The 12,498-nt window shown below is 52.9% G+C and carries 14 protein-coding genes; 11 read left to right on the forward strand and 3 right to left on the reverse strand.

The window, feature by feature from the left end; genetic code table 11:
- Positions 1-715 precede the first annotated feature (715 nt).
- The 3 genes from Y71_RS06065 to flgA form a co-directional block, all read right to left on the reverse strand.
- Positions 716-1,156 carry a flagella synthesis protein FlgN gene (locus tag Y71_RS06065; protein ID WP_007370617.1) on the reverse strand — a complete coding sequence of 147 codons (441 nt, stop codon included), beginning with the start codon at positions 1,154-1,156 and terminating at the stop codon, positions 716-718.
- A gap of 19 nt (positions 1,157-1,175) precedes the next feature.
- Positions 1,176-1,424: a flagellar biosynthesis anti-sigma factor FlgM gene (gene flgM, locus Y71_RS06070; protein WP_233218418.1), complete on the reverse strand. Its 249-nt coding sequence runs from the start codon at positions 1,422-1,424 to the stop codon at positions 1,176-1,178.
- 119 nt (positions 1,425-1,543) lie between these two features.
- Entirely contained in the window at positions 1,544-2,236 is a 693-nt protein-coding gene (flgA, locus tag Y71_RS06075; RefSeq protein WP_035888261.1) for a flagellar basal body P-ring formation chaperone FlgA, read from the reverse strand.
- Positions 2,237-2,511: 275 nt separating this feature from the next.
- Here flgA and flgB point away from each other — a divergent pair, with 275 nt between their 5' ends.
- The 11 genes from flgB to flgL all read left to right on the forward strand — a co-directional run bounded on the left by flgB (position 2,512) and on the right by flgL (position 12,424).
- On the forward strand, positions 2,512-2,925 hold the full coding sequence (gene flgB / locus Y71_RS06080) for a flagellar basal body rod protein FlgB (protein ID WP_007370621.1): 414 nt from the start codon (positions 2,512-2,514) through the stop codon (positions 2,923-2,925).
- An 8-nt stretch (positions 2,926-2,933) separates the two neighbouring features.
- On the forward strand, positions 2,934-3,338 hold the full coding sequence (gene flgC / locus Y71_RS06085) for a flagellar basal body rod protein FlgC (protein WP_007370622.1): 405 nt from the start codon (positions 2,934-2,936) through the stop codon (positions 3,336-3,338).
- An 8-nt stretch (positions 3,339-3,346) separates the two neighbouring features.
- On the forward strand, positions 3,347-4,057 hold the full coding sequence (locus Y71_RS06090; protein ID WP_007370623.1) for a flagellar hook assembly protein FlgD: 711 nt from the start codon (positions 3,347-3,349) through the stop codon (positions 4,055-4,057).
- Positions 4,058-4,103: 46 nt separating this feature from the next.
- Positions 4,104-5,306: a flagellar hook protein FlgE gene (flgE, locus tag Y71_RS06095; RefSeq protein ID WP_007370624.1), complete on the forward strand. Its 1,203-nt coding sequence runs from the start codon at positions 4,104-4,106 to the stop codon at positions 5,304-5,306.
- Positions 5,307-5,318: 12 nt separating this feature from the next.
- A complete protein-coding gene (locus tag Y71_RS06100; RefSeq protein ID WP_007370625.1) occupies positions 5,319-6,065 on the forward strand; it encodes a flagellar basal body rod protein FlgF in 747 nt (248 codons plus the stop codon).
- Between the two features lie 20 nt (positions 6,066-6,085).
- Complete coding sequence (gene flgG, locus Y71_RS06105) at positions 6,086-6,868, forward strand: flagellar basal-body rod protein FlgG (RefSeq protein WP_007370626.1); 783 nt, start codon at positions 6,086-6,088, stop codon at positions 6,866-6,868.
- Between the two features lie 48 nt (positions 6,869-6,916).
- Positions 6,917-7,630 carry a flagellar basal body L-ring protein FlgH gene (locus Y71_RS06110; protein WP_035942100.1) on the forward strand — a complete coding sequence of 238 codons (714 nt, stop codon included), beginning with the start codon at positions 6,917-6,919 and terminating at the stop codon, positions 7,628-7,630.
- A 3-nt stretch (positions 7,631-7,633) separates the two neighbouring features.
- Positions 7,634-8,743, forward strand: a complete 1,110-nt coding sequence (locus tag Y71_RS06115; protein ID WP_007370628.1) for a flagellar basal body P-ring protein FlgI — start codon at positions 7,634-7,636, stop codon at positions 8,741-8,743.
- Positions 8,743-9,708 (forward strand): flagellar assembly peptidoglycan hydrolase FlgJ, encoded by a 966-nt coding sequence (gene flgJ / locus Y71_RS06120; RefSeq protein ID WP_007370629.1) that lies wholly within the window; start codon positions 8,743-8,745, stop codon positions 9,706-9,708. The genes Y71_RS06115 and flgJ overlap by 1 nt, the downstream gene beginning before the upstream one ends.
- Before the next feature lie 100 nt (positions 9,709-9,808).
- Positions 9,809-11,449: a flagellar hook-associated protein FlgK gene (gene flgK, locus Y71_RS06125; RefSeq protein WP_007370630.1), complete on the forward strand. Its 1,641-nt coding sequence runs from the start codon at positions 9,809-9,811 to the stop codon at positions 11,447-11,449.
- A 48-nt stretch (positions 11,450-11,497) separates the two neighbouring features.
- Positions 11,498-12,424: a flagellar hook-associated protein FlgL gene (gene flgL / locus Y71_RS06130; protein WP_227136478.1), complete on the forward strand. Its 927-nt coding sequence runs from the start codon at positions 11,498-11,500 to the stop codon at positions 12,422-12,424.
- Positions 12,425-12,498: the final 74 nt, after the last annotated feature.

Below are 12,498 nucleotides of genomic sequence, written 5' to 3' on the forward strand. Positions count from 1 at the left end.
GTGTAATTTTGCTTTTATATTGTTTTAAAACAATGATTTATATTGTTTCTTTTTGCCATAAGTCAGGCTGGACGGCAACACATTCTGCACATAAAATACATGCTACGTGTTCTGTTAATTATTAAATTAACCGATCTTCACGTTCTGATAAGTATATTCTATGACAAACAAATGGGTGCCTTAATGGCATCTTTTGGTGTTTGTTTTTTTATATATGTCCTGTCATTCATTCCCTTCTTTTGAAATTAAATAAATACCACTCAATTTACTTGTATTTATAATGTGGTTTTTATTTTAATTTTGTAACTTATTGATATTCAAAAAAATGCCACCTAATGGTGGCAAGTCGAAAGAAGTGGTTTATATCGCATGATAAGAATGGATAATCGCAACTACTACTAAACTAATACGCGGGCGCGGTATCAGAATTTTCGCGACAGGGATATTTTCGCTATTTTTATGCTGCTCGTAAACATTATTTTTAAGCAACTTCTCTCTGCAAACAACGATAAAAGGCACAGAATATCCACTTATTTACCGTGCCTTTTTATTTAATGTTGCTCAATTATGCTGACTCAGAATTTTTAACCGGAAAAAAAGGATCAAAAAAAGCGGTTTTGCGCTTTAATGCGACCCGATGTCGTAAGGTTATCAAACCGATTGAAATATCTGGAAACACTTTCCCGCTGTTTGTACCATCTATAGAGACAGCGCATCACACCGAGATGCGGTACATGGTGCCTGCATCCTGCTGGCCGCTACCGCCGCTTGCGCCGTACATCGGCGAAGAGGCCACCTGGCTGACCAGCTTCTTCACGTCGCTCACCCGTTTCATGTGCATCTCCAGCAGTTGATAGCTCTGCTGATTCTGCTCATTACACTTTTTCACCACGCGGGTAATGCGCTCCCACAGGGCGGCAGGTTCGCGATGACGCATAAAGGGAGGCGCTATCCGCAACTGCGTCTCTTCCTGACGGCGCTGTTCATCATAAAAGTTGATCGCCGCTAACAGCCGGCTCTTGTTATCCGAGATCACCTGGAGCGAGACCGGATTGATTTGCGCCTGACTTAGCTGGCGGTTCTCTTCGGCGAGCGTGCTGTCCAGTTCGTCCAGTCGCTTCACCATGTTGTGCAAAATACCGGTAAAATTTTCCATCGTTACATCAGACTCTGTATTACGAGAAATTGAAGATGTCGCGCACCAGCGCGCTGGCGATTTTGTCGCTGTCGAGGGTCAGTTCACCGGCATCCATTTTGGCCTTGATCCCGGCAACGCGTGCGGTATCGATATCCCGGCTGGTATCCGATTTGAACTGTTGGGTCAGTTGGCTGAGTTTGACCTGGGTGCTGGATTCTCCGGCGGCGTCTTTACGCGCTTGAGAAGCCTGAGCGTTTTTGTCGCGTATCTCAGATTGAGATTGCATGCTGGTTGCCTGGACAGGCTTCGCCTGCCGGGTGCGTTCTATGTTCATACTGTTCCTGGTTTTAATGCGTTGCGTGGGCCTTTAATACATAAGTCGGCACGCAGGCAATAAAACTGAAATCAATTGTCCATGTTCATACTTACCCTCTCGTCGCCGATCACAACGGCAGTCAAAATCTGCCCATTACGCATCTGTACCCGGACGCGATCGTCCAGCCCGCCGTTATTCAGCGCTTTCCCCCGGGCGCGGATCATAAAGCCTTCGCCCGGCGCGACGATATCCACTTCCTGGGTCGCCAGTACCGCCCAGCGATGGCGCAACTGGTTGGCCGCCAGCGGCTGCCCCGGATGCAGCGCTCGTGTAGGCGTGGAGCCGATAATTTTTTCTGCGTCGAACAGCAGACCAGCGGGTAAGTTGGCCAGTTCACCCTCCATCGGGCGAATATCCGGCGGGGTGATGACCTGGCCGGCGGTGAGTGGGCGTGCAACAACCCAGTATTTGCCGGTGGCATTTACCTTTATCTGAATAAAATGCTGCTTATTCCCGCAGCGGGCCGCCACGCTGCGGTTTCCGGTCAGTCGCGCCGGATTCCCGATAAGGCGCAAATCCGGCTCAGGACATAGCTTTGCGAGTCTCGCTTCGGGCGTCAAAATGGCGATATGAAACGTCGGCTGGTTTTGCCCTTCATTATTAGCAGCTAACAGACTGGCGATTCGGCTTTGCAGTTCGCTGGTCGCTGCCTGCGCCGGGGACAGAGATAACCCCCAGCACATTAATAAAGTGCATGAGAGTTTACTTAACGAAATAGGCATAACAAACACGGCCCTGGTGATAATATAAAAAATGTCGGATATAGTTATTTGATTGTAATGGAGTACGTCTTTTATTGCTGAGTAAAATGCTGACACTTTTGCTGGCAATTCCCGCTATTAATGTTGTCGGCTATCTCTACGTTATCTTTTTGTCATCCTCTTTTTTTGAAGTATCCAAATGCGCTTACTTCTGACGGGTTTTTAAAGTTTAGAATTATCTGCTTGTCTCTTAGACTATGCCCATAATCATTTCCCGAACGAGGGCGAGTCGTTTCATGTTTGACAAACTTGATAATGAATTACGTTTCCAGCAGCAGGCATTAAGTTTGATGTCCCGTCGGCAAGATATTCTGGCTTCTAATATTGCGAATGCCGATACGCCAGGATATCAGGCGCGAGATATTGATTTCTCTAAGCAATTGAAAAATGCGATGCGTCAGGAAACACAACATAATGGCCCATTGTCATTATCATTAACGTCCGGGAAACATATTCCTGGCGTCGCGCCGAAAATGGACGAACGGCAACTTCTCTACCGTATTCCTGACCAGCCAAGCGCGGATGGTAATACGGTGGATATGGATCGTGAACGCGTTAATTTTGCTGATAATAATGTGAAATATCAGTCGAGTTTAACCATTCTCGGCACTCAGATTAAAAATATGATGAGTGTCATTAATCAGGGCTAATCATTCTCATGTCGCTGTTTAGTATTTTCAATATCTCTGGCTCAGCCATGTCCGCTCAGTCAAAAAGACTTAACGTAAGTGCCAGTAATATGGCAAATGCCGACAGTATAGCCGGGCCGGATGGTAAACCTTACCGCGCCAAACAGGTTGTATTTAATGTCGATAATGCTGTCGGCCAGAATATTGGCGGCGTAAAAGTTAGCGGTATTACCGAGTCTAATAATCCGGATCGTCTGGTGTATGAACCTGCGAATCCATTAGCGGATGACAAAGGTTACGTACATATGCCGAACGTCGATGTCGTCGGTGAAATGGTGAATACCATTTCGGCTTCCCGCAGTTATCAGGCGAACGTTGAAGTTATGAATTCGGCAAAAACGTTAATGCTGAAAACGCTGACTTTAGGCCAATAAGGATTGTTATGTCTGTTTCACCCGTAATGAATAACCAGACCACGACGACCGCGAAAACTCGCGCGGCGTCTGAGTCGTCGGGCTCTGGCGGTGTCAGCACCAACTCCACCGCCAATGAGTTGCTGGATAACTTTATGACGTTGCTGGTCGCGCAGATGCAGAACCAGGATCCGACATCGCCAATGGACAACAACCAGTTGACCTCGCAGTTGGCGCAGTTCAACACCGCCGCAGGCGTCGAACAGCTTAACAGCACCATGGACAGCATGGGCGTGCTGGTTGCCGGTATGCAGCAGATGAACTCAGCGGACTGGGTTGGGCGCGACATCATGATCAAAGGCGATCCAGTGGTCTCTACTGCCGAGGGCGGCAACCAGAAAATGGGTCTCAACCTTGGCAGCGATGCAGATGAAATCACCGTCACGCTGACCGACTCCGCCGGTAATGCGTACACCACCACCATGCAGGACGTGAAAGCGGGTGTTCATCAGTACACGCTGGACGATTTGGGCGATTTCCAGCCTGCCGATCCGCGCGCGCTGAGCGATACCACCTTCACCGTCTCTTTCTCCGCGACGAACGCCGACGGAAATACGCCTGAAGTTGAAGCGCTGAAGCCTGCAAAAGTTCAGAGCGTTGCGTTCACCGCCAGCGGTGCGGAACTGCAATTGGGTATCGATGGTTCAGCCTCACTGAGCGATGTGTTCCTCATCGAATAATTTTCACCTCTAGTTTTGTGCAATCACTGTACAGGGAATTTATCAAATGGGTTTTTCTCAAGGTCTTAGTGGCCTGAATGCCGCTTCGCAGGCACTCGATGTTGTCGGTAACAACATTGCTAACTCCCAAACCGTAGGGTTTAAATCAGGCGCGATTGCGTTTGCTGACGTTTTTGCCGGATCGCAGATCGGCATGGGCGTTCAGGTTGCCGGTGTAAACCAGAACTTCAGCGATGGCGTACTGGGCGCAGGCAGCAGCCAGCTGGATATGGGTATCCAGGGCAACGGTTTCTTCCGCATGGTCACTGAAGCTGGCAACGTGTTTTACAGCCGTAACGGTCAGTTTGAAACCGATCAGAATGGTTACATTGTTAATAGCCAGGGCATGCGTCTGACGGGCTATATGGCCACGGGTACCCCGCCTGCAATTCAGCAGGGTTCACCGGTTGGGCCGATTCAGATCCCGACCGGCCAGATGCCGGCTCGCGCCTCTGATGCTGGATCGATCAGCGGTAACCTCGACTCCGGCAACGACGTTGTAACCACCACGCCGTTCGATCCGGAAGATGGCGACAGCTACACCTACTCCACCCAGGTTAACGCTTACGACAGCCTGGGCAACGAGCATGCCATTAACGTCTATTACGTTAAAACCGCCGATAACAAGTGGACGGCTTACTCCGTTGACTCTACCGCTCCGGGCGCGACGCCGGGCCAGGTGGATCTGGAATTTGATACCTCCGGCAAGCTGATAACTAACCCGGCGGATCTGAACGTGCAGGGCGCGGCCTATAAAGGCGGCGATGCGCTGAACTTCGACATCGATCTCTCTGGTCTTACCCAGCAGGCTTCCGAAAACACCATGGACAGCCCAAGCACCACTGGTTACCCGCCGGGAATGATGAACGGCTACAACGTGGGTGATAACGGGCAGATCATTGCAACCTACAGCAACGGTAAGAGCCAGTTGCTGGGCCAGGTGGTGCTCTCCAACTTCACCAACCCGGGCGGTCTCTCTTCTCAGGGCAACAACTGCTGGGCGGAAACACCGGAGTCGGGCCAGCCGGTAATCGGTATCGCCGATACGGGCAACCTGGGTTCGCTGAACGGCAACATGCTGGAAGCCTCCAACGTGGATCTGAGCCAGGAGATGGTCAATTTGATCGTCTACCAGCGCAACTATCAGTCCAACTCTCAGACCATCAAAACCCAGTCTGACATCCTGCAAACGCTGGTTAACCTGGGCTAAGGGTAACGTCTTATGGATCGCGCGATATATACCGCGATGGGTGCCGCGAATGCGGCGCTTAATCGCCAGGCGGTAACCGCAAACAATCTGGCCAACACTTCAACCAACGGCTTTCGCGCTCAGATAGCGGCTTATCGCGCTATTCCGGTGCACGGCCCGTCGGTTGAAACCCGCACGATGGTGGCGGCGTCCACGCCGTGGAGCGATGACACGATGGGTGCCATCAATCCGACCGGGCGCGATCTGGATGTTGCGCTGCCGCAGAACGGCTGGCTGGCAGTACAACTGCCGGATGGCAGCGAAGGCTATACCAAAGACGGCAACATTGAAGTGGATGCCGAAGGCACGTTGCGGGTTCGCGGTATGCCGTTGATGGGCGATGGCGGCCCGGTAACCGTGCCGCCGCAAGCCAAATTGACCATTGCGCCGGACGGCACAATCACCGCGCTTGGTGCGGGCGATGAACCGACAGCGGTGGCGCAGGTTGGGCGGCTGAAGATGGTGAATGCCTCTCCGGCGCTGCTGAAAAACGGCGATGACGGTCTGTTTCACGTTGCCGATCCGACGACCCCGGCGACGCTTCCCGCCGACGCGAATCTCAAATTGATGCCCGGCATGCTGGAAGGCAGCAACGCCAGCCCGATGAAATCAATGGTGGAGATGATCGCAACGGCCCGTGGTTTTGACATGAACATGAAAGTCATTACCACCGTGGATGACAACGAAAAAAGCGCCAACCAGTTACTGAGCGCCGGTTAATCCTGGCGAGGAGAAAGAGAATGATCCGTTCCCTGTGGATTGCAAAAACGGGCCTTGAAGCTCAGCAAACCAATATGGATGTAATTTCCAACAACCTGGCGAATGTCAGCACCAATGGCTTTAAACGCCAGCGCGCTGTGTTTGAAGATTTGATTTACCAGACATTGCGCCAGCCGGGAGCGCAGTCTTCCGAACAGACCACTATTCCTTCTGGCTTGCAGTTAGGGACCGGGGTTCGTCCGGTGGCGACCGAGCGTATTCACAGCCAGGGTAGCCTGACGCAGACCAATAACACCAAAGACGTGGCGATTGAAGGCGGCGGTTTCTTCCAGGTGCTGCTGCCGGACGGTACCACGGCCTACACCCGCGATGGCTCGTTCCAGTTCGATCAGAATGGGCAACTGGTGACCTCCAGCGGCTATCAGGTGCAGCCTGCCATCACCATTCCGCAGGAAGCGCAAAGCCTGACTATCGGCAGCGATGGCACGGTCAGCGTCACGGTCGCCGGGCAGACTGCGCCGCAGCAGGTTGGGCAACTGACGCTGTCGTCATTTATCAATGATTCCGGCCTGGAAAGCATTGGCGAAAACTTATACCGCGAGACGCAATCTTCCGGCGCACCGAATGAATCAACCCCCGGTCTGAACGGTGCTGGCACCCTGAAACAGGGCTACGTGGAAACCTCCAACGTTAACGTAGCGGAAGAGCTGGTCAACATGATCCAGACCCAGCGCGCTTATGAAATCAACAGTAAAGCGGTTTCCACCTCTGACCAGATGCTGCAACGCCTGACTCAACTTTGATCTTTAGCCGCGGGTTCACTCGCGGCTGCTTTTCCTTTAGTGACTGAGATGACCTATCACCTTTGCTCTCTGCCTGTGCTCCGTCGTCTGGCAACGACCCTTATTCTGCCGTTTGTGATCGCTGGCTGCGCGTATATCCCGCAAAAGCCGCTGGTGGATGGCGCAACCAGCGCGGCGCCCGCACCCGTTGCGGCGGCCGCGGTCAATGGATCGATTTTCCAGTCGGGGCAGGCGATGAACTATGGGTATCAACCGCTGTTTGAAGACCGCCGTCCACGGAACATCGGCGACACGCTGACCATCGTGCTGCAAGAAAATGTCAGTGCCAGCAAGAGCTCTTCCGCCAATGCCTCGCGTGATGGCTCGACGGATGTGGGCATTACGGCTGTTCCTGGTTTTATGTCCGGGCTGGTTGGCCGCGGGAAGGCGGACGCCTCGTTCAGCGGCAGCAACGATTTTGCCGGTAAAGGCGGCGCGGCGGCAAAAAATACCTTCAGCGGCACCATCACCGTCACGGTGAAACAGGTGCTGGAAAACGGCAACCTGGCTGTGGTGGGCGAAAAACAGATCGCCATCAACCAGGGGACTGAATTTATACGTTTTTCCGGCATCGTGAACCCACGCACCATCAGCGGCAGCAATACGGTTGTTTCCACCCAGGTGGCGGATGCGCGCATTGAATATGTGGGCAATGGCTACATCAACGAAGCACAACAAATGGGCTGGTTGCAGCGGCTGTTCCTTAACCTTTCTCCGATGTAATTGATGATGAAAACTGCTTTTTTAACCTGCTTTATGGCGCTGCTTTGCCTGCTGTTACCGGCAACAGCCAGCGCAGAACGTATCCGCGATCTGACGACGGTAGAAGGCGTTCGCAGTAACTCTCTGATGGGCTACGGCCTGGTGGTTGGGCTGGACGGTACCGGCGACCAGACCATGCAAACGCCTTTCACCACGCAAAGCCTGAACAACATGCTGTCGCAACTGGGCATTACGGTGCCCGCAGGCGTCAACATGCAGTTGAAAAACGTGGCGGCGGTGATGGTGACTGCCGAGTTACCGCCTTTTGCCCAGCCAGGCGCGAAAATTGACGTGGTGGTTTCCTCGATGGGTAACTCGAAAAGCCTGCGCGGCGGCACGCTGCTGATGACGCCGCTGAAAGGGGCCGACAGCCAGATTTATGCGCTGGCGCAGGGGAACCTGCTGGTTTCCGGTGCGGGTGCGCAGGCAGGCGGCAGCCGGGTGCAGGTCAATCAGCTTAACGGTGCCCGCATCAGCGGCGGTGCGACGGTAGAGCGTAGCGTCCCGTCAGGTTTTGCCGGGCAGAATACGTTGATGCTGCAACTGAATAATGAAGATTTTACCGTCGCGCAGCAGATCAGCGACGCCATCAACCGACGCTACCCTGGCAGCGCCAGCGCGCAGGATTCCCGTACTGTGAGCCTGCGTGCGCCGTTAGACAGCGCATCACGCGTGCGTTTTCTTGCCGAAGTGCAGGATATTCCGCTGCGTGTTGATGCAGGCGATGCGCGGATCATTATCAACTCTCGTACCGGTTCGGTGGTGATCAACGGTCGCGTGGCGCTGGATTCCTGTGCCGTTGCGCAGGGTGATCTGGCGGTCGAAGTGAACCGAACCAACCAGGTCAACCAGCCGAACACGCCGCTGGCGGGCGGACAAACCGTGGTGACGCCGAATACGCAGTTGTCGGTGCGCGAGCAAAATGGCTCCCTGCAACGGGTTAACACCAGCACCGATCTGAACAGTGTGGTCAGAGCGCTGAACAGCCTGGGCGCGACGCCGAACGACTTGATGGCGATTCTGCAATCAATGAAAGCCGCAGGCTGCTTGCGGGCGCGTCTGGAGATCAACTAATGAATAGCGCCAGCGTCTCGCAGGGGGCGGCATTTGATGCGCGTTCGCTTGATAAGCTGAAACTGGCAGTCAGGGATGACTCGCCAGACGGGCTTAAAGCGGCGGCAAAACAGATGGAAGGTCTGTTTGTGCAGATGATGCTGAAAAGCATGCGCCAGGCCTCGTTCAAGGATGGCCTGTTCAACACCCAGCAGTCTGAGATGTTCACCTCGATGTACGATCAACAGGTGGCGCAGAACATCGCTGATAAAGGGCGAATGGGCTTTGCGGATCTGATGATCCAGCAGATGACCGGTAAAGCCGCGAGTGCGGGCAACGTGACGACAACGCAGGAAGTGCCGCTGAGTATCAGCCCGGCGCAAATGCTTGTCGCGCCGCTGCATTCCGCGGCGCCAGCGGTGAACGCCGACGTGGAAAATACGCCAGAACCGGAACCAGAGGCACAGCCTAAAACGGCGGCCATTTCCGGGGAAGGGTTCATTTCACGCCTGATGGCACCAGCGATGAAAGTGGCGCGTATGAGCGGGATCCCGCATCAGTTGATTATTGCGCAGGCCGCGCTGGAATCGGGCTGGGGACGCCGGGAAATTATGACCAATGACGGCAAACCCAGCCATAACCTGTTTGGTGTCAAAGCGACAAGTCACTGGGAGGGGGAAACCACGGAAATTACCACCACAGAATATGAGAATGGCGTCGCGCAAAAAGTAAAAGCGAAATTTAAAGTTTATGATTCTTATGCTGACGCGCTGGCTGATTATACATCGTTAATAAGTAGTAATCCTCGTTATAGAAATGTTGTTAATTCAGATTCACCGGAAATAGCCGCAAAAGCACTGCAATCCGCAGGTTATGCGACCGATCCGGCGTATGCGAAAAAACTCATTAATATAGTTCAGCAGGTCAGGCAGCATGTGAATCAGGCGGTGGATGCGTGGTCGTCAGATTTTTCTTCATTATTTTAAGCTCCGGGCTTTAGTGAATTATTACCGGGCCGATTAAATATATAGAGCGTATTTTTACCGGAGATAATGGATCTCCTCTTCCGATCATGGTCGATAATTTATGAATTTATTCAATCTTGCCCAAAGTGGGCTGAGTGCTGCTCAAAACGCATTGAATGTCGTCGGTAATAACCTGACCAATGCGACGACATCAGGCTATAGCCGACAGAATATTATTCTGGGAGAAGCGGGTGGTAAATCCACAAATTACGGCTTCTTCGGCTACGGCGTAAAAACAGGCGACGTGCAGCGTGCCTATGATGGTTTTATTAGCAATCAGGTACGCGGCGCAGCCACTCAATATATGTCATTAACGGGTCGTTACGAGCAAGTTAGCCAAATTGATAATATGTTGGGCGACAGTACCAATAATATTTCAACCAGCATGGATGGACTGTTTGAAGCCATGGAAGCCGTGAGTAAAGATCCGGTTGATCCTGCGGCTCGTCAGGGCGTACTGGCGCAATTTAATGCCATTGCTAACCAATATCGTTCAAACAGCTCAACATTAAACGGTCTTGAGAAAAGTACGAATACACAAATTGATCAGACCGTGACGGATATTAATGCCTGTACCAAACAACTTGCCGAACTGAATCAGCAGATTGAGAAGATTCACGGGCAGACCGGTGGTATGCCATCCGATTTACTCGATCAGCGCGACCAGCTATTAAATCAGCTGAGTCAGAATATCGGCATTAAGGTTAGCGAGAATAAAGAGACCGGCACGGTTGATGTCTCGATGGGTAATGGTATGGCGCTGGTCAGCGGCGGTAAGTCGTACCAGTTGCAGGCCAGCACTTCCGCAGAAAACCCGGCGCAGACGGTGGTTTCCTATGTCGATGCCTCCGGCAATGCGCTGGCGCTGGATGAAAATGCGACCTCCGGCAAGCTGGGCGGGCTGTTTAAATTCCGTAATGAAGATCTGGTTTCCGCGCGCGATCAACTGAACCAGCTGGCGCTGCAAATGGCAAACAAGTTCAACGAAGTGAACGGTAACGGTTACGATCTGAACGGCAACGCTGGCGGCGATATTTTCTCCATTGGCAACCCGCAGGCGGTTGGCAATACCGACAATGCGGGCAGCGGCTCGCTGGATGTCTCTTTTACCGATATCACGGCAGTGAAATCACAAGATTATCAGCTGGTCTATAACGGGCCGGGCAGCACCGACTGGACGGTAACCACCCGCGACGGGCGCACCATCACGCCGACCATCGGCGGCAATGGCGAACTGGAATTCGAGGGCATTTCCATTATGCCTGGCGGTACGCCGCAACCGGGCGACAGCTTTACGCTTAACCCGACCGATGGCGCAGCCGATCGCATCGCCGTTGCCATTACCGATGGCGATGAAATTGCGGCCTCTTCTTCTGCGGATCCGACAGAGGAGAGCAACAACGAAAACATCCTCGCGTTAATCGGCATTAAAGATGAGGAAGTGGTAGGCAAGATGACGCTGTCAGGTGCGTATGCCAGCCTGGTCAGTTCCGTCGGTTCATCGGTGAGCGCGCTGAAGGGCGACATTACCACCTCCGCCAAAGTCTACGACCAGTGGTCGCTGCAGCAGCAGTCGGTCTCCGGCGTCGATATGAATGAAGAGTACGTCAATATGCAGATGTTCTCTCAGTACTACCAGGCGAATGCGCAGGTATTACAAACGGCGACCACCATTTTCGACACCATTTTAAGTATCCGTTAAGCCTGCGGCCAGCCAGGCTGGCCCACGCTATCCACTCTACAGGGATAAATGATGCGTCTTAGCACACAGTTTATGTTTCAGAGCCGGATTGACAGCCTGTCGAAGGCGATGACCGGTTATAACGATCTCTCCAGCCGCTTGTCTGCCGGACAAACGCTGCTGACGCCGTCTGACGATCCGACCGGCGCTTCACAGGCGGTAACGCTGCAAAGCGCGCTGTCGAGAATGAGCCAGTTCGATATGGCGCGTACTTACGCGCAGGACGCGCTGGGCCAGGAAGATAACACTCTCGGTTCGATTGCCAATCTGCTGTCTGAAGATCTGAGTGAAAAAATCGTCGCCGCGGGTAATGGCGCCTATTCTGATGAAGATCGTCAGGCGCTGGCGACGGAATTGCAGGGGATCCGCGACAACTTACTGGATCTGGCGAACACCAAAAACAGCGATGGCCGCTATATCTTCGGCGGCTACAAAACCGGTTCTGCGCCTTTCCAGGATGATGGCACTTACGTTGGCGGTGATACGGCGATGACGCAAGTGGTTTCTGACAGCACCGAAATGCAGGTCGGTCACACTGGCAGCGATGTCTTTATGAGCGGTACGGCGGATGATCTGTTTGCCTCGCTGGATGCGGCTATCTCAGCATTACAACAACCGGTGACCAACGATGCCGATCGTCAGGCGTTGCAGGATACGCTGGACAGCACCAACCGCAGCATCAAGAGCAACATCGATAACCTCGGTAAAGTGCGCGCCGTCGTCGGCACCAACTTACAGCAACTGGAAACGCTCGGTTTCAGCGCGGATGCGCTGGGGATTGATACCCAAAGTCATCTGCAAGAGACGCTAGGTTCCGACTGGGATTCGATGATCACTCTGCTGTCACAGTCAAAAATGTCTGAGTTCGCGCTGAATTCATCGATGACGGTTTTTCAGTCGATGCAACAACTGAATATCTTCAACATCGTTGGTTAACCCTCGCGATATTTTTTTTATTGTTTATCGGCAGGAGCGAAATTAAAACCACACGGAAAAAATATCGTTAAAAG

The sequence above is a fragment of the Kosakonia radicincitans DSM 16656 genome, assembly GCF_000280495.2.
Classification (GTDB): domain Bacteria; phylum Pseudomonadota; class Gammaproteobacteria; order Enterobacterales; family Enterobacteriaceae; genus Kosakonia; species Kosakonia radicincitans.

Coding starts and splice junctions, on each gene's coding strand:
- Y71_RS06065 (WP_007370617.1), bottom strand. CDS start 1,156: ATGGAAAATTTTACCGGTATTTTGCACAACATGGTGAAGCGACTGGAC.
- flgM (WP_233218418.1), bottom strand. CDS start 1,424: ATGCAATCTCAATCTGAGATACGCGACAAAAACGCTCAGGCTTCTCAA.
- flgA (WP_035888261.1), bottom strand. CDS start 2,236: ATGCCTATTTCGTTAAGTAAACTCTCATGCACTTTATTAATGTGCTGG.
- flgB (WP_007370621.1), top strand. CDS start 2,512: ATGTTTGACAAACTTGATAATGAATTACGTTTCCAGCAGCAGGCATTA.
- flgC (WP_007370622.1), top strand. CDS start 2,934: ATGTCGCTGTTTAGTATTTTCAATATCTCTGGCTCAGCCATGTCCGCT.
- Y71_RS06090 (WP_007370623.1), top strand. CDS start 3,347: ATGTCTGTTTCACCCGTAATGAATAACCAGACCACGACGACCGCGAAA.
- flgE (WP_007370624.1), top strand. CDS start 4,104: ATGGGTTTTTCTCAAGGTCTTAGTGGCCTGAATGCCGCTTCGCAGGCA.
- Y71_RS06100 (WP_007370625.1), top strand. CDS start 5,319: ATGGATCGCGCGATATATACCGCGATGGGTGCCGCGAATGCGGCGCTT.
- flgG (WP_007370626.1), top strand. CDS start 6,086: ATGATCCGTTCCCTGTGGATTGCAAAAACGGGCCTTGAAGCTCAGCAA.
- Y71_RS06110 (WP_035942100.1), top strand. CDS start 6,917: ATGACCTATCACCTTTGCTCTCTGCCTGTGCTCCGTCGTCTGGCAACG.
- Y71_RS06115 (WP_007370628.1), top strand. CDS start 7,634: ATGATGAAAACTGCTTTTTTAACCTGCTTTATGGCGCTGCTTTGCCTG.
- flgJ (WP_007370629.1), top strand. CDS start 8,743: ATGAATAGCGCCAGCGTCTCGCAGGGGGCGGCATTTGATGCGCGTTCG.
- flgK (WP_007370630.1), top strand. CDS start 9,809: ATGAATTTATTCAATCTTGCCCAAAGTGGGCTGAGTGCTGCTCAAAAC.
- flgL (WP_227136478.1), top strand. CDS start 11,498: ATGATGCGTCTTAGCACACAGTTTATGTTTCAGAGCCGGATTGACAGC.